The organism is Pleurocapsa sp. PCC 7327 (genome assembly GCF_000317025.1).
Lineage (GTDB): Bacteria > Cyanobacteriota > Cyanobacteriia > Cyanobacteriales > Microcystaceae > Hydrococcus.
The window spans coordinates 1537470-1556922 of record NC_019689.1 but is presented as its reverse complement, the minus strand read 5'-3'; the positions used below and the strand labels follow the sequence as shown (position 1 = coordinate 1556922).

Genomic DNA, 19453 nt, shown 5'->3' with positions numbered 1-19453 from the left:
GCAACTCTAGTATCACGCAGCTATAAGTTAGGTGTCAAGTATGAAAGAGGAGTATATTAGTCGAGCTAGAGGAGTTTCAGACTTAAAAGTATAGAATGTCATGTTGAGCGTAGCGATAGCGAAACGAAACATCTCATCCCAATTTCCTAAATACCTGCTACAGATAGTTGAATGGGCAAAGGGTAAAGAAGCTTCGCTCCAGGGGGAAAGGGAAAAGGGAAAAGGGAAAAGAGGCACATCCTTTTCCCTTTTCCCCTCTCCAAGGAGGATTTGTAGTGAGATTTTAGGGAGCATTTTATATAGCTAGATATAGCTAGCAACTTGAGTTAATATCAAAAGCAATGGATAACATACTTAACTGGGAAACTCAATCTGGCGGTAGTTCTGTCCAACTGTCTCAGGCAGAGACAGATGCTTTGCTTGAAGCAGTTAGCAAGCAGCTAAATCAAGGCAGTTTCAATCCTGAAGATCGACAGCTTCTTAAACAAATGGTTGAGAGTTTGGGAGATTCGCGGGGGATGGTCAGGCTGAGTTTCGCAGAGACGTTGGGTGAAATTGGTAAACCTGCCATTCCGTTTTTACTGGACGCTTTAGCCAATCATCCCAATGTAGTCGTGCGCAGAGCTGCCGCCAAAACCCTAACGCTCATTGCTCACCCGATTGCCATTCCAACCTTGATTCGTGCCTTCTTAAATGATGAGGATACGGTAGTTCGAGGGTCTTCGGTCGGAGCGCTTGCTAGAACGGGCGAAGCAGCAGTGCCAGCATTATTAGAAATTTTAGCCTCGCCAGAGCCTCCCGAAAGTACTAAGGGACATGCAGCATGGGCGTTGGCGTTTATTGGGGCAGAGGCGAAGGAGCTATTGTATCGGGAGATTTCCTCTAACTCGGCTGAGGTTCGCGCTGCTGTTGTGGGAGCGATCGCCAAAATCGCTCAAGAAGAGCCAGAAGAAGGAGCATTTAACCTTCTGATTAACGCCTTGAGCGATCCCGCCGAAAATGTCCGTTGCGAAGCGGCGGCAGCCTTGGGCAATCTAAGCCATCGTCCAGCAATTCCCAATCTCGTCGAGTTACTCCATCATGCCGATGGAGAAAGCCGAAAGGCAGCGGCTCTCGCCTTAATGAAGATCGGCGATCGCGCTGCCATAGAACCCCTACGAGCTGTATTGACCCAGGAACCCGAAACGGCTATCAAGCCGATAATCAAATTGGCGATTTCTCAAATTGAAAAGCACTCAGAAGAGAATGACTGGTAATAAGTAATTCGGGCTGGGAATAAAGAGGGGAAAATCGAGTTTTTCCCCTCCTTTAGAAGTTTAGCGAGCCATCTTACTCATCCGATTTTGCATCTGAGTTTGCAATTGCTTCTTCGCTTCTTTAAACTGAGTTGCCATTTGCTCTTGCTGGGCGGTAGAACAGTTATTGCGAATCGCAGCAAACATGGTGGTCTCTTCTTGAGTGGTATGGTCGTTTACCATTTCCTTGACTCGTTGAAGATTGGACTTGAAGTCTGAGGAAGTGGGACCGCTTTGGCGCATCTGCTCAAGAACTTGTTTGAGTTGAGCTTGTTCGTCATAGAGTTCCTGCGTGTTATCATCCCCGTAGAAGGAACGCACGTTAGGATAAACGACCTGTTCTTCTGCCTCAGAATGCACTATCAGATCCATGTAAAGCTGTCCGAAGTACTCTTGGCACTTCTGAGAATCGCTGCTATTCTCAATTTCGGCAATCAGCGTTTTTGCCTTCTGGCGATCCATGCGGATGATACCTTGAATGTTCATGTCGGATTTGTCGGACGCTTGAGTAACGGCGCTACCAACAACGCCCGTTACGGCAGCCATCGCATCCTGGATTCTTCCCCAAAAACCTCGATCTGGCTCTTGTCCGGTTAACTCCATCGTGCCCAAATATTCTAGTACTCCTTTGAGTTGTTCTTGATGGGCGCGATTTTCAAAGTTAACTGCATTCAAAGGCGCGATCGCAGCCTCTATATCAGCTCCAACCACTTGACCTGCCTTATGAACGATTGATCCAGACATCACCTGTGCGTGCTTGAGCAACTCGTGCTGGGTCATTTTTTCATAAAGCGACAGCTCGGAACCTTGCACGATCTGCCGAGCTTTATCGATCGTTTGCTGGACATGCTGCTTAGGTTGAGCTTGAATGCCGTATTGAGTAATGACGGTATCGATAATGCCCAAATTTTTCTGGTCGTCTTCCAGCATCTTGCCCAGGCAATCGCTCAATTCTTTATTATTAGTTTGCTGAAGAAACTGCTGTTCGTTGGCAATCAGCAACTCTTGAACAACTTTCATACTTGCCAACTTTTCTGCAATTGCAGTACGTTTTGCATCTGTCAATGTCGCAACCATATTATGTTCTCCTCGGTTTAAACTCTCCATCTTTAAAAGCTTTATATGAGCTTTAATTTCAAAGGAGTTATTATCTACAGTACTCTGAAGAAAGCCTTTCAACGATCTATCTACAGTCTTGTTTTCTTACTGTCGAGCTTGTTAAGAGAAAATCTTTAAATATTAGTTACTAGAGCAAGCGAACAGCTTGCTTTCACTGCGTTCGAGTCTTTTTTCGTGTAATTTTTAACCGAATTTTAATTGTATCTTGCCATTCTAAAATCAAAAATTAATCTGATTGGCGATACTTATATCTATCGCTAGTCAGAGAAAATCCTATTTTTCGCTCGGCCAAGAAATTAATGACAACAGCAGTTGTCGAGAATGGTGCAAGATCTCAGTCTTAGAGGATGTGTGGCAAGTCCAAGATAAGTATACTTTGTCATTGGTCGCGCAATGAAATAAAGCGAAGAATCCCAATTTTTCGGCATCGGCTGAGATGTTTCACTTTGCTGCACTACATTGGGCATGACAAAAACTATACTTTTCAAACATCCTCTTATAGGACTTGAGATTTGGGGACAAGAAATTCCCCACCAGTATTCTTGAGAGCGCAATGCTAAAACTCACCCATTCAGCAAGCGATCGCGGCAAAATCTTTTGTTCGTTATTGAGAGTGTCGTTAGAACATTGGCGTTGAGAAAGATTTTTCATCAATTTGGTTGCTGATTAAAAATAAATCCCTATTTTGCCAATTAAGAACGAATTTTTGTTATAAGTTATCTATCTAGGGACTAATATTTTGTCAGTTTAGGGATAGATAAATTCGAGACTATAAGTAAGGTAAAGGCAATGGACGTGCCACTATGAGCGCCAACGAACGAGCGATCCCAGAGGATAATAGCCTCAAAAACAGCATTAACGAGAACGAGAAGGCGAGCGAAGCTGAAACGACATTTGCGATCGTACAGCAAGCAGTTCTTCAACTTTGGAATGTCGTCAATGGATTGAGTAGCATCCAACCTCCCAAACGACAACATTATCGGGTGACTGTATTTGGATCGGCACGAATTCAAAAAGACACGCCGCTTTACGATGATGTTCGTTGGTTGGCAAGCGAACTGACTGCAATGGGATGCGATATCGTGACGGGTGGCGGTCCTGGGTTGATGGAAGCAGCTAATGAAGGCAGCGTGTTAGCCGATCCCAGCGATCGCTTTGAATCCATCGGTCTTCGAGTCAATTTGAGTTACGAGCAACAAACCAACCCGTTTGTAGAAGAGGTCTACCAGCATCGAACCTTTTTTTCTCGCTTGCATCACTTCGTTCTGCTCTCAGATGCCTTTGTCGTTCTTCCTGGCGGCATTGGGACAACTTTGGAAGCCATGATGATTTGGCAACTGCTACAAGTTCGTCATCTAAGCAACACGCCTCTAATTATGGTAGGAAAAATGTGGTTCGATCTGGTGGATTGGGCGACGAAACACATGGTCGATCGCGAACCTAAACTGGCAAATGCCGTCGATATGATGATTCCGAATTGCGTCGATACTGTAGCCGAAGCAATCGCTCTACTCCGTCAATCTCATGCCGAATGGGAAAGCTGTCAGAGCAAAGAATGTTTGACAATTTTTAAGCCCCATTAGCACATCGCTTTTTGTCTTTCACGTTCTCATCAAACCGGAGTAAACTACCCCTCGCTGTGCGTCGATAGAAATAATCGCCCCTTCGCGAATCAGACTAGCTGCATCTTTAAAGCCAACTATGACTGGAATTCCCAACCGCAAGCCAATCACGGCTGCATGGCTGGTCAGACTGGGGTCTTCAGTAACGATCCCGGCTGCTTTACGCATTGCTTCAACAAATTCGGCACTGGTGGCAGGCGCGACGAGAATGTCTCCGCGATCGAAATTCCCGACTTCTCTGGCGTGGCGAGCTACTCTCGCACAACCGCTAGCCACTCCCTGACCAATGCCAATGCCTTTGCCCAAAATTGCTTTCACCACTTCTACTTTAATGAGATCGGTCGAACCCGAAACGCCTTGCAGCGTTCCTGCCGTCATTACCACCAGATCTCCATCGGCTAGGAAATAATTTTCTTGAGCCATATTGATAGCCGCTTGGAAGGTTTGACTGGTGGAAGGCAGATCGAGCATCATCAAGGGTTTAACGCCCCAAACTAATTGCAATTGACGAGCCACATCGACGTGGGGCGTGACTGCTAAGATTGGGGTTTGCGGTCGAAACTTAGAAACGTTGCGGGCGGTCGCTCCCGATTTAGTTAAGGTTATAATGGCGGCTGCTTCTAGTTGTTCGGCAATTTGACTGACAGCAGCAGAGATTGCGTTGGGGATCGATTGCTTGGCAGTGGTTCGTTGCTGGCTGCGGATTTGTTCCTGTTCGATCCGTTCGGCGATGCGTGCCATCGTTGCTACCGCTTCTACGGGATATTTGCCAACCGCCGTTTCGTTGGAGAGCATTACGGCATCGGTTCCATCGAGAATGGCATTGGCGACATCCGATACCTCGGCACGGGTGGGACGAGGATTATTGACCATGCTGTCTAGCATCTGAGTTGCGGTAATAATCGGAATGCCCAACTGGTTTGCCGTCGCGATCAGCCGCTTTTGCAGAATCGGAACATCTTCTGCGGGCAACTCCACGCCCAAATCTCCTCGCGCCACCATGACTCCATTGCAGAGGGACAGAATTTCTTCCATCTCCTCGATCGCTTCGTGCTTTTCAATCTTGGCAATCACGGGAACGGATTTTCCAGCACTGGCGATCAAATCTTTAATCTCTAGAATATCTTGCGGGTTGCGGACAAAGCTGAGGGCAACCCAATCGACTCCTTGATCCAACCCAAACATCAAATCAGTTTTGTCTTTATCGGTCAAAGCTTTGACCGACAGATAAACCCCTGGAAAATTTACCCCTTTATTACTCGATAGGGTGCCGCCCACCACCACTCGGCAATACAACTCTCGGCTTTGGCGATCGATTTTTTCTACCCGCATTTCTACCTTGCCATCGTCGAGTAGAATTCTGGCTCCTTCAGGGACTTCGTCGGTAAGATATTCATAACTGACGTAGCTTATCTCTTGAGTGCATTCAACTTCTCGACTGGTCAGAATGAAGGGGTCGCCGGGTTTAAGCGCGATCGACTGACATTTAAATTTGCCCAGACGAATTTTGGGACCTTGCAAATCCTGTAAAATCCCGACGGGCTTGTTCAACTCAAATGCCGTCTGACGAATTAGACGAATGCTCCGTTGGTGATCTTCGTGAGTTCCGTGGGAGAAGTTGAGGCGTAAGGTTGTTGCACCTGCCTGGATCAGTTGACGGAGAACTCCCGGTTTAGTGGTAGCAGGTCCAATGGTGGCAACAATTTTAGTTCGGCGATGCACGGTGCGCGGTTGCATATTCGATTTGGGGAAGATGAGCAAGCAATAATACTAGCTTTGAGTATACATTGACAAACAGTGACTCACACAGACGAGGAGAAGAGATTTTTGAGAGTCTCTGCTTTTCTATCTCAAGAAGCGTAGAAAGAGTATAGCGTTTTATTTAAGTTTATGATTTATTGACACTCGCAGTTAATTTTACTTTTAGAAAAGTTGAAAAAAGTTTGTCTTAGTATTAAATCTTTCTGTAGACTTAAGCCAACGAGCGAGGAAGGATATGAAACCCAAATTTAAAACCGCACTGGCTTGGGAGCAAGCTCAACTATTGATGCAGCCCGCTTTTATTCGAGTGATAGATAATATTCGCAAACAGCTTGACGAATCTTCATGGCAGGGAACTTACCAAGAAATACAAACTCCCTATCCCGGTTACTTGCTTTGTTTAACTCAGGGCGATCGCTCGGTTAGTGTCGATCTTTGGAGCCTTTGTTTTCAAGTCTGTTTTCTCGACTACAATCCCGCCCAAATGCAGATAGTTGATGAGACGGAGGAAACAACTCAAGAGATAGATGTCGATACCAGTTTAATCGATGAAACAAGAGATGTTGATTGGCATCGCCTAGAAACCAAAACGCAACAATTAGTCAAAGAGGTTTTCGCTAATTTACCATCTAATTAACAAGGTAAAAGGCAAGAAAGTGATTTTGCTAATAAGCAATCCAAAGTCAATATGATACAGGCATTACGGGATATTCAAAAAAAAAGAGGGGCAATTTTTGACGAAGAGTCAAGCACTCCGAGCAGTTTTAGCAGCAACGATCGCGAGGCGATAGAGGCAGCTAAAGCAGGAGTAGCTTTGTGGGATCGCTCTAGTTGGGGACTCTTGCAACTCAAAGGAGAAGATCGCTCGCGCTTTCTCCACAACCAAACGACGAATAATATTAATTCCCTCCAACCCGGACAAGGATGCGATACGGTTTTCGTCAATTCCACCGGACGAACTCTCGATCTCGCCACAGCCTACCTAACCGAAGACGCTATCCTCATCCTCGTCTCTCCCAACCGCCGAGGGCAACTCATGCAATGGATGGATCGCTATATCTTCCCCATGGATAAGGTAGAATTAGCCGATATTTCTGATGATAATGCTATGTTCGCGCTAATAGGTCCCGAAAGCGATTCCTTAGTCAAACAATTGGCAGGCGATTCAATTGTCGGTCAACCAGAAGGCAGTCACCTACTGGTGCAGATGGGAGACAATTCAATCCGCATAGCGGTAGGAAGCGGATTGGCATTGCCGGGATATACTTTAATCGTGCCAGTAGAAGCAGCCGCCCAAATCTGGTCTAAACTAACTCAATTGGGTGCAATTCCCCTCGGCGATCGCGTTTGGGAACAATTGCGAATTTTACAGGGAAGACCCGTTCCCGATAAAGAACTGACAGAAGATTACAATCCTCTAGAAGCCGGACTCTGGAAAGCCATTTCCTTTGACAAAGGCTGCTATATCGGGCAAGAAACGATCGCGCGTCTCAATACTTATAAAGGCGTAAAACAAAGGCTCTGGGGAGTCAAATTGAACGCTCCCGTTGCAGTTGGTACTCCAGTTACTGTAGCGGGAGATAAAGTTGGCGTGCTTACCAGTTATACCCAATCAGACACAGGGTCATTTGGTTTAGCTTACGTTCGCACTAAAGCAGGCGGTGAAGGGTTGACGGTAGAAGTTGGAGAAGCGTCGGGAGAGTTAGTCGGCGTGCCGTTTTTAACCCACGAATATTATCAGCCGCAAAAAGATAATCTTTAATTCCAAATTCGCTAAAACAGCAATTTTTCTTCCCTACCCGACGACTACCAGGATTTTTTGCAACACGACCCGCAAACGAGAGAGCAACCGCAAAACTCGGCTGTCTGCGTCTTCTACTAGAGCGGTTTCCTTCTCCTGAGCGAGGAATTGGAGCAGCTCCACTAGGACATCTTCAATGGGCGGAGCGTGCAGGAGCGATCGCCAGACAAGGAATTCATATTCGTGCTGTACCTGTTCTGCAAAACGCTTAGCTAAGGCAGGTTTGCCAATTCTCTCCATGCCTAACAGCAAGGCTGAGCGACAGAGATTTTTCGCAAGCCATTGCTCTAGCGAAGCTAGTTCTTCGGTGCGTCCACCAGACTCAACCGCTCCTCCTAAATCCTGACGCTTGTTGGAAGTACTCCCTACAATTTCCAGACTACTAGCTAACTTTTTGATTTGTCTGACTTCTTTCAACCTTACTCGCCGCTCTAGCGCTACCCGAAAATTTGTCTTGCTGACCTCTTCTCCTAGCGCTTCTGACAGTAGCTTCCATAACTTAGGTCCGACATCCTGTTTCAGGTAGCTAGGGGTATAGCGATAGTTGGAAGCTTCAGCCGTCTCGTTATAGGTCTGACCCTCCCACACTCTCCACAAAATAAATCTTTTCGCATTCATATCTAGAACTCTGAGTTGGTTTAAGAATGCTGTTCTTGCTTTAACCTAAAGAGAAGGTAAGATCGTTTATTGCAGTTCCTAATCTCTGACATTCCATGACTACCTCTCCAGACTCTACACCGACACCCCCGGAAGTAGGCTCTACTCAATCTCCCCATACCGATTATCGCAAGCTGGATCGGGAAAAGCTGTCTCCGATGCACCAGCACTACGTCGAAGTCAAGGAACAGTATCCCAATGCGCTATTGCTGTATCGAGTAGGAGACTTTTTTGAGTGCTTCTTTCAAGATGCGGTTATTATTTCTAGGGAATTGGAATTGGTTCAGACCAGTAAGTATGGCGGTCAAGAAATAGGAAGGGTAGCAATGACGGGAGTTCCTCACCATGCTCTAGATCGCTACGCTAGGTTGTTGGTAGAAAAAGGCTATGCTGTCGCTATCTGCGATCAAGTAGAAGATTCGGCAGAAGCTGCGGCACAAAAACGAATGGTCGAGAGACAGGTGACAAAATTACTCACCCCCGGCACGTTAACCGATGATGGGATGCTGCACGCGCGTCGCAACAATTTTCTGGCAGCAGTCGTAATTGCAGGAGAACATTGGGGATTGGCCTATGCCGATATTTCCACAGGAGAGTTTTTTACGACGCAATCGAGCAGTTTAACGGCTCTAAACTCAGAATTACTGCGACTACAACCTTCAGAAATCCTCGTTCCCACGAATGCCCCCGATCTCAAAACTATCCTCCGTCCCGGAGAAAAATCAGACTGTTTAGCAGATTGTTTGCCAGAGTGCTTTTGTTATTCGTTGCGATCGCAAACTCCTTTTACCTTAGCAGAAGCCAAATCGAGACTGATAGAAACCTTCCGAATACGTTCTCTCGAAGGACTGGGATGCGAACACCTTCCCTTAGCAATCCGTGCGGCTGGCGGATTACTAGAGTATATCGAAGATACCCAAAAAGCCAACCAAGTCCCCCTGCAACCGCTGCGCACCTACAGCATCGCCGATTATCTTATTCTCGATTATCAAACCCGTCGCAATTTAGAGATTACCCAAACGGTAAGAGATAATAGCTTTCACGGTTCCCTGTTATGGGCGTTAGACCGCACTTGCACGGCAATGGGAGGCAGGGCATTGCGCCGTTGGTTATTGCAACCTTTATTGGATCCTAAAGGCATTCGGGCAAGACAAGATACTATTCAAGAATTAGTAGAAAATACCTCCCTTCGTCAAGATTTGCGACAGTTATTGCGCAATATTTATGACCTAGAAAGAATTACAGGTCGCGTTGGTTCGGGAACTGCCAATGCAAGAGATTTACTAGCTTTAGCCGATTCTTTAGTTAGATTAAATGATTTGGCAGAACTGGCGAGCTATAGTACTTCCCCTTATTTAAAAGCCTTACAGCGCGTGCCTCCTAAATTGGAACAATTAGGACAAAAAGTAATCGCTCATTTAGTTGAATCTCCCCCCTTGCATTTAAAAGAAGGAGGCGTGATTCGCGATGGAGTCAATCCTCAATTAGACGAAATGCGTCGCCTCGCTAAAGAGGATTATGAATGGATAACTAATTTAGAAGCGACAGAGAAACAAAGAACTGGAATTTATAATTTAAAGGTTGGATATAATAAAACATTTGGTTATTATATAAGTTTGCCTCGCTCTAAAGCAGAGAAAGCCCCTGATGATTATATTCGCAAACAGACTTTAACCAATGAAGAGCGATATATTACACCCGAATTAAAAGAAAGAGAAACCAGAATCTTAACAGCAAAAGACGATTTAAATAAATTAGAATATGAAATTTTTGCCGATTTGCGATCGCAAGTTGCCCAAAAAGCACAAGAAATTCGCAGTATTGCTAAAGCAGTAGCGGCAATTGATGTCTTGGCAGGATTGGCAGAAGTGGCAGTTTATCAGGGTTACTGTCGCCCAGAAATTGAGCAAGGAAGACAAATTGAAATCCTCGATGGCAGACATCCAGTCGTCGAACAATCCCTTCCCGTAGGGTTATTTGTACCGAATTCAACCCAGATGGGCAGAAGAGATAAGATAAAAAATGGAGAAGATTCTGCCTTATCTCATCCCGATTTAATTATTCTTACCGGACCGAATGCTAGCGGAAAAAGCTGTTATTTAAGGCAGGTAGGACTGATTCAATTAATGGCACAGATGGGCAGTTTTGTGCCAGCTAAATCGGCAAAATTGGGAATCTGCGATCGCATCTTTACCCGCGTCGGCGCAGTAGACGATCTCGCTACCGGACAATCTACTTTTATGGTAGAGATGAATGAAACAGCAAATATCCTCAATCATGCAACTCCTAAATCTCTAGTTCTTTTAGATGAAATCGGCCGCGGTACGGCAACATTTGATGGACTATCTATTGCTTGGGCAGTAGCAGAATATCTGGCTACAGAAATTCAAGCAAAAACAATTTTTGCTACTCACTACCACGAACTCAACGAATTAGCATCACTTATATCTAACGTGGCAAATTATCAAGTCACTGTCAAAGAAATGCCCAATGAAATTATTTTCTTACACCAAGTTCGTCCGGGTGGCGCAGACAAATCTTACGGGATAGAAGCAGGACGCTTGGCAGGGTTACCCGCCTCGGTGATCGATCGCGCCAAACAAGTGATGCGACAAATCGAAAAACACAGTAAAATTGCACTGGGATTGCGCCAAGGCATTCAGAAATTTGAGCCGATTAGAACGCAAAAAAATAACGGAAAAATGACAGAACAATTAGATATTTTTGGAGATTGATTCGTAACTGTAATACTTGTGGCATGGCTAAGGTTGGCTTAGCAGCATGTATTGCGGCAGTGACGGAGTAGATAGAGAGTACGATCGTCTTGCTCGCGAGCAGAATGTAGGCGCTAATGGAAAGCGTACGCAATGGATTTGATATTAGATAAATAGCTTTTTTTAAGAAGCCTATTAGTTATCTTTCTTGGGAAAGATGAAAAAGTTTAGAGATTAATATAAATAAATTTTTATATTAATCTAGCTATGTTCGATCGCAAATATAGTAATCCTCAATGAGTTATAAACATTTTGGGGTAGGCAAGCATCTTGCTCGCGATTTAGGCTTACACACGAGCATCCTGCTCGCACTCACAATCCAATTAGAACTACTATAGCAAGTCTCAAAAACTTTTAATTTTATTAAAAAACGCGATCGATTAGATTAAACAGACCAACTTATATTGTTAAAACTTGCATGTTTCGTTCTCGTCATTTGCGACTGTTATCCAAATTTATAGGTGCTGCTCTCGTCCTAATCTTAGTTTTGGGGTTATGGCTAGTTCCCGCGAGCGCGCAAACACCCGCCAAAACACCAGTGGTTCTAGATGGACAGCAACTATTTCAGGTCGGCAGTTCGGGTCAGTATAGCGCTCAAGAACGTGCAAACTCGATTAATTCACAATTAAAAAATGCCGTTAATACTTCCCAACCAATTCAAGTCGAAATCGAGCAGCGCAACCAGTTACCCACGATTTTATTGAACGATCGCCATCTACTGACAGTCACAGAACGAGATACGGTTTTAGGAAGTACCCCAGAAGAACAGGCAAGCATTTGGGTGGAGGAAATTCAGAATGCATTAGAGAAAGCACGAGCGGAAAGAACAACAACATACCTCTGGCGAACTGCTCTTTTATCAGTGGGAATCGTACTGGTAGCTGCCGTCTTGAATTGGCTGCTGGGATGGATTAAGCACTATTCTTTTCGAGCAGCATCGCAGCGGTTAACGCCTAGTGCTGAATCTGACTTCGGATCGCTCAAAGCCTTGGAATTTTTATTCAAACTGGTATTAACGCTCGCTCGCCTTGGAGTGTGGGTAGGAGCTGCCCTTTACATCACTAACCTGTTTCCCTTCACTCGACAGTGGAGTTACAAAATTGCCAATGTTCTCGTTACCAGCTTTACGTCGCCCATCCTAACGCTAAGCGACAGTGCTTACTCGGTCATCGACTTAATCATTTTAGCTGGCTTACTATTTGGCTTAGTCATCTGTGCCGGAATTGTCGTCAACCTCTTTCGCTCTCGCGTCCTGGAGTATGCCGGCATCAATCGCGGCGCAATCGAAGCGATCGCCATTCTTGCTAAATATAGTCTGATCTTTATTGGCACGCTGGTACTGCTGCAAATATGGGGACTCGACATTAGCTCTCTGGCGATCGTAGCAAGTGCCTTGGGCGTTGGAATTGGCTTTGGGTTGCAAGATATTGCAAAGAATTTTGGCAGCGGTTTGGTACTGGTGTTTGAGCATCCGATTCAGGTGGGAGATTTTGTAGAAGTTGGCAACTATAAAGGCACTGTAGAGCGGATTGGGGCGAGGAGTACCGAGATTCGCACTCTCGATCGCGTTTCGATTATCGTGCCGAATTCCCGCTTTCTGGAAAACGAAGTCATCAACTGGAGTCACCGCAACCCTATCTCTCGCCTTCATCTTCCTGTTGGCGTTGCCTATGGTTCCGATCCAAAAGCAGTAGAAGCGGCTCTCTTGGAGGCAGCTCGCAGCCATCCCAATGTGTTAAAGTCTCCCCCTCCTCTAGTGTTGTTCAAAAGCCTTGGCGATAGCGCGCTGAATTTTGAACTATTGGTGTGGACTGCGCAACCGGATCGGCAATTTCTCCTCACCAGCGACCTGTACTACAGCATCTACAATGTGCTTGGGCAACGACAAATTGAGATTCCCTTCCCTCAGAGGGATTTGCATTTTCGTTCTGGCACGTTAGAACTTTCGCCACAAATGGAGTCAGCTTTAACCCAGATGCTCGAACGATTGTCCCATAACGGACAGTTCTCGGATTCAACGGCTTCAGATACAAACAAGGCTTGACGCTTTCTTCAAATTCTAAGCCATTTATTGAGAAGTTAGCCGCTTCTCATGACGTGACGGCTTTCGATTGTGGCCCCCCAGAACTCGATCGCTTTCTCCAAAAATACGCGCTTGCTAATCAACAGGCTAACAAGGAACGATTATCGGTTACTACAGCTTAGCCGTCGGTTCGGTAGCTTATACCCAACTAGAGTTATTAAAGGACAAGCCAAACATCTCGTTCCGGTCATGATTTTGGCACGTCTGGCTGTCGATAAACAGTGGCAAAGGAAAGGAGTGGGGAAAGGATTGCTCAAAGATGCCTTGCGACGTACCGCTCAAGCTGCCGAGATTGCATGTATCCGAGCTTTACTCGCCCATGCCAAAGACGAACGAGCGCGAGTCTGGTACGAACAATTTGACTTCAAGCCAAGTCCAACAGATGAATTACATTTATTTTTGCTGCTAAAAAGACATCAAAAAAATTTTGGCAGGTTCATAAAACCTTTTGTGATTCTGTCGCTTTATTTGGGTACTCTAACCTAGAACCAGTAGCGTTGCTACCTTTAGCGACGGACTGCGCCGCTTGAGCGCTCGAGCGACTTATATGTATCTCGACGGAAATTTGGATCTCCACTCAACCCAACGTTACGCGCACGGCAAACGGAACCCTTCGCACTTCGTGATTCGAGCAGGCTCCGTGCACTGAAGAATCCCGACAGATGCTTTATTTGGTGGAGTTTACTCTCTCTCGAAGTGAAGGGCTGCACTCAGCATGACCCCCGCATTTAGGCAACGCCTTTATGGATATTTATACAGTACCAGTATCCGTTATTTCAGAACTCGTTTGGAACGACTTGGGCGATCGCTCCATCATTATTTATTGCTTGTGCTCGGTAATTAAGCATTAATAGTATGTGTGTCGAAAAAGTTTAGAATGAATAACTCTCTAAAACTAGCCTCTACTCTTCCTTCTCTAGCATCTTTCGTCGAACGAGATATCCTCCAAGAACTCTTAGCGGATAAAAAATCCCCCAATACTCGCCGCACCTATGCCAAAAGCCTGCGCGACTTTTTCCAAACGATTACAGGAGACAAAACAAGAGAACCGACAATCAATCTCGTTCAAGAATTTTTAAGCCTAGATCGATTCAGTGCCATTTCCCTAGTGCTGAAATACAAAGGGATGCTCGTCAATAAAGGATTATCGCCGGCTACAATTAACGTGCGACTCTGCGCGATCGCAAGTTTAGTAAACTACGCTCGCAAAATCGGCAAATGCGACTTCACTTTGGAGGATGTAGATGGACTGAAGGTGCAAAATTATCGAGATACGACGGGAATCGAACCAGAGAGTTTTAAAACAATGATTTCGCTTCCCGATACAAATACCCTCAAAGGAAAGCGAGACTACGCCATTCTCAGGCTACTTTGGGATAACGCTCTCAGACGCAATGAAATTAGACTCGCTAATGTGAAAGATTTCGATCCAGATGGGGGAAGACTCTGGATTCAAGGGAAAGGCAAAAGTCAAAAAGAAGCGATCGATCTCAGTCCGCAAGCGATCGCAGCTATCCAAGCTTGGATAGCTGCGAGGGGCAAAGTCAATAATTCCCAACCGTTATTTTGTACTTTAGATAGAGCCACCAATGGACATCGAATGAGCGGCAATGCTATCTATAAAATTGTCAGAAATACTGCTGCTGCAGCTGGAATCAAAAAGATAATCAGTCCGCACCGCATTAGACATAGTGCCATTACCGCCGCTTTGGACGCAACGGGTGGGGATACTCGTAAAGTTCAGAAGTTATCTCGACACGCCGATTTAAATACCCTCACTCGATACGACGATAATCGCCTTCGCCATCAAAAAGAAGTGACGACGATTTTGGCTGATTTAATTTAGCTAAGATTACGGCACTCGCTAGAGTGCTAGCATTTTATAATTGTCTGCTTAGTTCGATGCTCGACATTCTAACTCTCATTGATTGAAAATCTTTAGGATGCAAGTAATTCTTGCGATTTGACGGAAGCGATCGCTTTAGTGCCTTTGGTTTGACTGAGAGAAACTGTCTCGGATTGCCCAAGGGCAGCTTTTTCTAACACTTGCACTTCGATATTGACACGGATAAGATAAGAACCCGCTTCATTTCCCACGGCTTGGGCGATAATCTCGTTGAAATCCGGGCGTTCGCCAGTAATGGGATGTCTGAGGATACATTTATCCCAGTCGTATTGTGCCTGGGGATGGATGCTGAGAACGAAGTAGTGAGTCATGGGAAAAATCCTCAATTCGCGAGCGATGCTTTTCTTCTCGATTATAGTATATTTGTACCAACTAATCCTGCATTTTTACTGATAATGACAAGGCAGATCTTGCCCCTACTGCCACTCTGGAGGAGTGGCTTTGGATTTGAGAACTGTAGGAATTTGTTCGATTAGTTTGGCAGTAATTTGTTCTGGCGTTTGATTTTGGGCGATCGCGATCTGTAGATCGGCTTGCTGATACAGCGGTCGTCGTATCTCAAGTAAGGAGGATAATTTCTTGGCGCGATCGATAGCTTGCAGAAGGGGTCGAGTGGTATCTTCTGCTAAGCGTTTCCGAAGCAATTCTACAGGAGCATCGAGCCAGACGATCAAGCCATGATGAAGATAGCTCCAGTTTATAGGACGCATGACGATTCCGCCACCCGTAGCGATGACGCTTTTGGTATAAGCAGATAATTCGGCTAGAACCTGCGTTTCTAGCTCTCGGAAGCGTTCTTCTCCTTGGCGCGCAAAAATCTCATTAATCGTTTGTCCCGCCACTCGCTCGATTAAAACATCCGTATCAAAAAAACGGTAGCCTAATTGTTGTGCCAAAATTTGACCTACCGTAGTTTTCCCCGTCCCCATAATGCCGACGAGGAAGACGCTGACTCCTTGTAACAAATTGGTCATGCTTGATAGATTATTGCAATTGATGGTAATGATTAACAAAAAAACTTTACTAGGTGTAAAACACTATACAGCACTAGCTAGAAGTATCTAAGCTATTCTATAGAAGAAAGGTCAGTGGTGAAAAAAAGCAGATATGGCAAGCTCAACGATTTCTCCCAACCGTGAGTTTAAAGAAGACCACAAAATTTGGGACAGTTTAAAACAAGCGATCGCCCTTAGTTCTGGATTCAAGCGCTGGCAAGAAGAGCAAATGACTAAAGAGCTTTCTAAAGCAACTCTTGACGATCGCGTTCGCCGTTATCTGCAAGAAACCCTTGCAACCTTGGCGTATTAAAGCTTATCGGCTATAGTTTGATTTCGAGATCGTCTAGCCGTCTTGCAACATGATTAATAACATTGTAAAGTTTGACTAGGCGATCGCCATCGACATGAATCTCATAAGTTGGATAGTTTTCTAAAACTTCGATAATCTGGATCTGATTATCTGGCACGGCAGAAACCACCAACGCCCCTCGCAGAGATTGACGGCTTGCCCTCTCAGAAGGCGTATGAACGATTTCGCTGGCGCGATCGAGTAAAAATTCACCCACAGGACTATTGAGAATTTTTGAAAGCCGAACGGGATCGACCTCAACCTCTTTTGTCAGTACCCGTTGAAGTTCATGGGGTTCGGTGTTAGCCATCTTGAGATAGTTTTTTAGCGAGGAAGGGGCTTCACCCGTATCTACCAAAGTTCTCAAGTCAGAAACTGGGATGGATTCCCGTAAAACCCGGTACTTCAAAATAACTCGTTCTGCTGCACTTGCAGGAGGAACACTCAATCCCATCCCGATTCCCGCCAGCATTATACTCAATAAGATTTTGAAATTTCGGAAAAGGCTTCTAAATCGAGTATTAGAGCGTAACATGATTTTCCCCTCATAGTGACTTTTTCGATCCTAACGGTAGGGTTTAGCAATTCTGTATGACTAATGAATGGTTGAATGAAGACTCACAGAAACAAGAAAATCGTCAAAATTTTATACTAGAAGGGAAAAGGAAATTTTTAGAGAGGCAAGGGGCATGACTCTGAATCCTGCCATCATGAAAGCTGTCGAACAATCAGGGTATCGCGTTACGGTCGGCGATGTTGCTGCCAAAGCCGGATTGGAAGTTAATCTAGCACAGCAAGGACTGCTCGCATTGGCATCTGATGCTGGAGGACACATGCAAGTTTCAGATGTGGGAGAGATAGTGTATCTCTTTCCTAAAGACTTTCGTGTGATTCTTCGCAATAAATACTGGCAGCTACAGCTAAAGGAATGGTGGGAGAAAGTTTGGAAAGTTGTATTTTATTTAATTCGCATTTCTTTTGGCATTGTTCTGATTGCTTCAATCGTTCTGATGACAATTGCCATCCTGATTATTCTTTCTAGTAGTCGCGATAATGAAAATTCTAGCGATCGCAGCGATGGAAGAGGTATGATTTTTCTGCCTTCCTACTGGGATATTTTTTGGATACTCGATCCCGGTTACGATTACAATCGCGATCGATACCGACAGCAATCTGCCGATAATGCTTCCGAATCCAGAAAACAAATGAATTTTTTGGAAGCAATTTTCTCCTTTTTATTTGGCGATGGTAATCCCAATTTTAACTTGGAAGAACGTCGTTGGCAGCAAATAGGCACGGTTATTCGCAACAGCGGCGGTGCGGTAGTCGCTCAACAAATCGCACCTTATTTGGATAATATTAATGCCTACAATAGCGAAAATGAAGACTATATTTTACCCGTGCTAGCACGTTTTAATGGGTATCCTCAAGTTTCTCCAGCCGGAGAAATTATTTATTATTTTCCCCAATTGCAAGTAACAGCTAGAAAACAAGAACAGCAATCTGTAGCGCCCTATCTGCGCGAAAAATTATGGCGTTTCAGCGAAGCAGGAGGCGGACAAATTACACTCGCAGTCGGATTGGGAATTGCTCAGTTTGTTCTGGCGATAATCCTTGGTTCTCTCTTGCGCGATTATCCTGTGGCAGGAGGATTGATTGGGTTTGTGAGTGCGATTTACTGGGTTTTGTTGGCGTATGCGACGGGATTTTTAGTCATTCCTGCAATTCGCTATTTTTGGATTCAATGGCGCAACAGTAGAATTCAAGAGTGCAATCAAAAACGAGAAGCACGCGCCGCATTAGTCAGTAACCCCGATGCACAATTAAGGCAAAAACTTGATTACGCCCGTCAATTTGCCAACCAAAAAGTGATTACCAATGCCGATATTACTTATTCAACCGAGAAAGATTTATTAGAACAAGAAAGCGAGCGATCGGATAAAATCGACGAAGAATGGCGCAGACGTTTGGAATCGGGTTTCTAGAAGTTGGCTAAAGAATTTGCCTTTCTAGCCCATTCCACGTCTTTGTGAGTGATGCCGCCAGAATCGTGAGTAGTGAGTTCGACACTCACGCGGTTGTAAACATTAACCCACTCTGGATGGTGTCCCATAGACTCGGATACAAGGGCCATGCTGCTCATAAAACCGAAGGCGCTAACAAAGTCTGGAAACTGAAATTGCCGATAAAGTTTTTTATCCTTCACAGTCCAGCCGGAGAGTTGACTGAGTTGCTGCTCTAGTTCTTGTTGCGAAAGGACGGGTGCGCTCATAGAAACCTCGCGATCGCGATGGATGAATAAATTATTAATATTAATTAGTATATCTTCGAGGACAAGCGATCGCAGAAGCAGAGGGATTGGGAATGGTCTTAATGACCTGAGAATGCCAGCGTTGAAATTGGTCGATTTTAATCCCCGAACCGACAATTTCATCGGCAGAATTTAATCGAATCAAACCGTTAATACCTACCAAGCGACCTTGTTGGTCTAGGATGGGACCGCCGCTCATGCCGACTCTAACCAAGTTAGTATAGGATAGCGAATAACCCGCTGGCAGTTGAGAGTTTATCTCGGTTAATTGTCCTTGGGAAGTGAAAAAAACTCGGCTGTGCAATTTCCCGCCAGAATTTGCCCAGCCGCCAACATAGACAGTTTGTCCCGGACTGAGTTTAGTAGAATTCCCCAGTTGAGCGATCGCATAAGGAATTGTACTAGAAAAAAGAAAAATAGCTAAATCTAATTCGGGGAGTTGTCTGATAGTGTCAGACTTAATTGAGTAGCATTTTCCATCGGGAGCCACGATCCCATAGTTGCCAGTCGGTTGTAAGACATGAGCGTTGGTGAGAACCGTATAAGTCTGTCCCCGGCGCTCTACGATGACTCCGCTGCCTTTAGCGGTTCCCTCAATACGCACGGTAATTGTCTGTGCTACTTTTTTGAACTCCGGCACCGAAGCGAAAGCAGTGGTTTTCTTGAGCGGCAAGCAGATAGCGACAGCGATAAAAGCAACGAAAGGCGGAAAAAACCTTGGCAGTGAAAGCATGAAGGATCGAAGAAAGTTTTAGAGCCTGAACTATAGCAATCCTA

General features: G+C 45.1%; 17 protein-coding genes and 1 pseudogene. 10 read left to right on the top strand and 8 right to left on the bottom strand.

Features of this window, described 5'->3' with window-relative positions; all coding sequences use genetic code 11:
• Nucleotides 1–341 precede the first annotated feature (341 nt).
• The gene (locus tag PLE7327_RS06970) at nucleotides 342–1256 is read left to right on the top strand and encodes a HEAT repeat domain-containing protein (RefSeq protein WP_015143150.1); all 915 of its coding nucleotides are present in this window, start codon (nucleotides 342–344) and stop codon (nucleotides 1254–1256) included.
• Nucleotides 1257–1316: 60 nt separating this feature from the next.
• Here PLE7327_RS06970 and PLE7327_RS06965 read toward each other — a convergent pair whose 3' ends face one another.
• Nucleotides 1317–2372, bottom strand: coding sequence for a hemerythrin domain-containing protein (locus PLE7327_RS06965; RefSeq protein WP_015143149.1), 1056 nt, complete (start codon nucleotides 2370–2372; stop codon nucleotides 1317–1319).
• Nucleotides 2373–3217: 845 nt separating this feature from the next.
• On the opposite strand from PLE7327_RS06965, the gene PLE7327_RS06960 reads away from it, so the two are divergent.
• On the top strand, nucleotides 3218–3997 hold the full coding sequence (locus tag PLE7327_RS06960; protein ID WP_015143148.1) for an LOG family protein: 780 nt from the start codon (nucleotides 3218–3220) through the stop codon (nucleotides 3995–3997).
• Between the two features lie 18 nt (nucleotides 3998–4015).
• Here PLE7327_RS06960 and pyk read toward each other — a convergent pair whose 3' ends face one another.
• Complete coding sequence (pyk, locus tag PLE7327_RS06955) at nucleotides 4016–5773, bottom strand: pyruvate kinase (protein ID WP_015143147.1); 1758 nt, start codon at nucleotides 5771–5773, stop codon at nucleotides 4016–4018.
• Between the two features lie 259 nt (nucleotides 5774–6032).
• Here pyk and PLE7327_RS06950 point away from each other — a divergent pair, with 259 nt between their 5' ends.
• A complete protein-coding gene (locus PLE7327_RS06950) occupies nucleotides 6033–6434 on the top strand; it encodes a hypothetical protein (protein WP_015143146.1) in 402 nt (133 codons plus the stop codon).
• A gap of 51 nt (nucleotides 6435–6485) precedes the next feature.
• Nucleotides 6486–7559, top strand: a complete 1074-nt coding sequence (locus tag PLE7327_RS06945) for a folate-binding protein YgfZ (protein ID WP_015143145.1) — start codon at nucleotides 6486–6488, stop codon at nucleotides 7557–7559.
• A 33-nt stretch (nucleotides 7560–7592) separates the two neighbouring features.
• On the opposite strand, the gene PLE7327_RS06940 is transcribed toward PLE7327_RS06945, so the two are convergent.
• On the bottom strand, nucleotides 7593–8216 hold the full coding sequence (locus PLE7327_RS06940; protein ID WP_015143144.1) for a hypothetical protein: 624 nt from the start codon (nucleotides 8214–8216) through the stop codon (nucleotides 7593–7595).
• 95 nt (nucleotides 8217–8311) lie between these two features.
• On the opposite strand from PLE7327_RS06940, the gene mutS reads away from it, so the two are divergent.
• The 4 genes and pseudogenes from mutS (at nucleotide 8312) to PLE7327_RS06920 (ending at nucleotide 14958) form a co-directional block, all read left to right on the top strand.
• Complete coding sequence (gene mutS, locus PLE7327_RS06935) at nucleotides 8312–10990, top strand: DNA mismatch repair protein MutS (protein ID WP_015143143.1); 2679 nt, start codon at nucleotides 8312–8314, stop codon at nucleotides 10988–10990.
• A 457-nt stretch (nucleotides 10991–11447) separates the two neighbouring features.
• On the top strand, nucleotides 11448–13073 hold the full coding sequence (locus PLE7327_RS06930; protein WP_015143141.1) for a mechanosensitive ion channel family protein: 1626 nt from the start codon (nucleotides 11448–11450) through the stop codon (nucleotides 13071–13073).
• Nucleotides 13070–13598 (top strand): annotated as a pseudogene (locus PLE7327_RS23905) (GNAT family N-acetyltransferase). The gene PLE7327_RS06930 and the pseudogene PLE7327_RS23905 overlap by 4 nt, the downstream one beginning before the upstream one ends.
• 391 nt (nucleotides 13599–13989) lie before the next feature.
• Nucleotides 13990–14958, top strand: coding sequence for a tyrosine-type recombinase/integrase (locus PLE7327_RS06920; RefSeq protein ID WP_015143140.1), 969 nt, complete (start codon nucleotides 13990–13992; stop codon nucleotides 14956–14958).
• A 92-nt stretch (nucleotides 14959–15050) separates the two neighbouring features.
• Here the strand turns inward: PLE7327_RS06920 and PLE7327_RS06915 are convergent, their stop codons facing one another.
• Nucleotides 15051–15329, bottom strand: a complete 279-nt coding sequence (locus PLE7327_RS06915) for a hypothetical protein (protein WP_015143139.1) — start codon at nucleotides 15327–15329, stop codon at nucleotides 15051–15053.
• A gap of 105 nt (nucleotides 15330–15434) precedes the next feature.
• Complete coding sequence (locus PLE7327_RS06910) at nucleotides 15435–15992, bottom strand: shikimate kinase (RefSeq protein WP_015143138.1); 558 nt, start codon at nucleotides 15990–15992, stop codon at nucleotides 15435–15437.
• A gap of 133 nt (nucleotides 15993–16125) precedes the next feature.
• Here PLE7327_RS06910 and PLE7327_RS06905 point away from each other — a divergent pair, with 133 nt between their 5' ends.
• The gene (locus tag PLE7327_RS06905) at nucleotides 16126–16326 is read left to right on the top strand and encodes a hypothetical protein (protein ID WP_015143137.1); all 201 of its coding nucleotides are present in this window, start codon (nucleotides 16126–16128) and stop codon (nucleotides 16324–16326) included.
• 10 nt (nucleotides 16327–16336) lie between these two features.
• On the opposite strand, the gene PLE7327_RS06900 is transcribed toward PLE7327_RS06905, so the two are convergent.
• The gene (locus PLE7327_RS06900; RefSeq protein WP_015143136.1) at nucleotides 16337–16900 is read right to left on the bottom strand and encodes an alpha/beta hydrolase; all 564 of its coding nucleotides are present in this window, start codon (nucleotides 16898–16900) and stop codon (nucleotides 16337–16339) included.
• A 154-nt stretch (nucleotides 16901–17054) separates the two neighbouring features.
• Here PLE7327_RS06900 and PLE7327_RS06895 point away from each other — a divergent pair, with 154 nt between their 5' ends.
• The gene (locus PLE7327_RS06895) at nucleotides 17055–18350 is read left to right on the top strand and encodes a hypothetical protein (protein ID WP_015143135.1); all 1296 of its coding nucleotides are present in this window, start codon (nucleotides 17055–17057) and stop codon (nucleotides 18348–18350) included.
• Here PLE7327_RS06895 and PLE7327_RS06890 read toward each other — a convergent pair.
• Nucleotides 18347–18637 (bottom strand): 4a-hydroxytetrahydrobiopterin dehydratase, encoded by a 291-nt coding sequence (locus PLE7327_RS06890; protein ID WP_015143134.1) that lies wholly within the window; start codon nucleotides 18635–18637, stop codon nucleotides 18347–18349. The genes PLE7327_RS06895 and PLE7327_RS06890 overlap by 4 nt on opposite strands.
• A gap of 40 nt (nucleotides 18638–18677) precedes the next feature.
• The gene (locus PLE7327_RS06885; protein WP_015143133.1) at nucleotides 18678–19409 is read right to left on the bottom strand and encodes a serine protease; all 732 of its coding nucleotides are present in this window, start codon (nucleotides 19407–19409) and stop codon (nucleotides 18678–18680) included.
• Nucleotides 19410–19453 lie beyond the last annotated feature (44 nt).

Coding starts and splice junctions, on each gene's coding strand:
- PLE7327_RS06895 (WP_015143135.1), top strand. CDS start 17,055: ATGACTCTGAATCCTGCCATCATGAAAGCTGTCGAACAATCAGGGTAT.
- PLE7327_RS06960 (WP_015143148.1), top strand. CDS start 3,218: ATGAGCGCCAACGAACGAGCGATCCCAGAGGATAATAGCCTCAAAAAC.
- PLE7327_RS06970 (WP_015143150.1), top strand. CDS start 342: ATGGATAACATACTTAACTGGGAAACTCAATCTGGCGGTAGTTCTGTC.
- PLE7327_RS06940 (WP_015143144.1), bottom strand. CDS start 8,216: ATGAATGCGAAAAGATTTATTTTGTGGAGAGTGTGGGAGGGTCAGACC.
- PLE7327_RS06965 (WP_015143149.1), bottom strand. CDS start 2,372: ATGGTTGCGACATTGACAGATGCAAAACGTACTGCAATTGCAGAAAAG.
- mutS (WP_015143143.1), top strand. CDS start 8,312: ATGACTACCTCTCCAGACTCTACACCGACACCCCCGGAAGTAGGCTCT.
- PLE7327_RS06950 (WP_015143146.1), top strand. CDS start 6,033: ATGAAACCCAAATTTAAAACCGCACTGGCTTGGGAGCAAGCTCAACTA.
- PLE7327_RS06885 (WP_015143133.1), bottom strand. CDS start 19,409: ATGCTTTCACTGCCAAGGTTTTTTCCGCCTTTCGTTGCTTTTATCGCT.
- PLE7327_RS06945 (WP_015143145.1), top strand. CDS start 6,486: ATGATACAGGCATTACGGGATATTCAAAAAAAAAGAGGGGCAATTTTT.
- PLE7327_RS06915 (WP_015143139.1), bottom strand. CDS start 15,329: ATGACTCACTACTTCGTTCTCAGCATCCATCCCCAGGCACAATACGAC.
- PLE7327_RS06920 (WP_015143140.1), top strand. CDS start 13,990: ATGAATAACTCTCTAAAACTAGCCTCTACTCTTCCTTCTCTAGCATCT.
- pyk (WP_015143147.1), bottom strand. CDS start 5,773: ATGCAACCGCGCACCGTGCATCGCCGAACTAAAATTGTTGCCACCATT.
- PLE7327_RS06930 (WP_015143141.1), top strand. CDS start 11,448: ATGTTTCGTTCTCGTCATTTGCGACTGTTATCCAAATTTATAGGTGCT.
- PLE7327_RS06910 (WP_015143138.1), bottom strand. CDS start 15,992: ATGACCAATTTGTTACAAGGAGTCAGCGTCTTCCTCGTCGGCATTATG.
- PLE7327_RS06900 (WP_015143136.1), bottom strand. CDS start 16,900: ATGTTACGCTCTAATACTCGATTTAGAAGCCTTTTCCGAAATTTCAAA.
- PLE7327_RS06890 (WP_015143134.1), bottom strand. CDS start 18,637: ATGAGCGCACCCGTCCTTTCGCAACAAGAACTAGAGCAGCAACTCAGT.
- PLE7327_RS06905 (WP_015143137.1), top strand. CDS start 16,126: ATGGCAAGCTCAACGATTTCTCCCAACCGTGAGTTTAAAGAAGACCAC.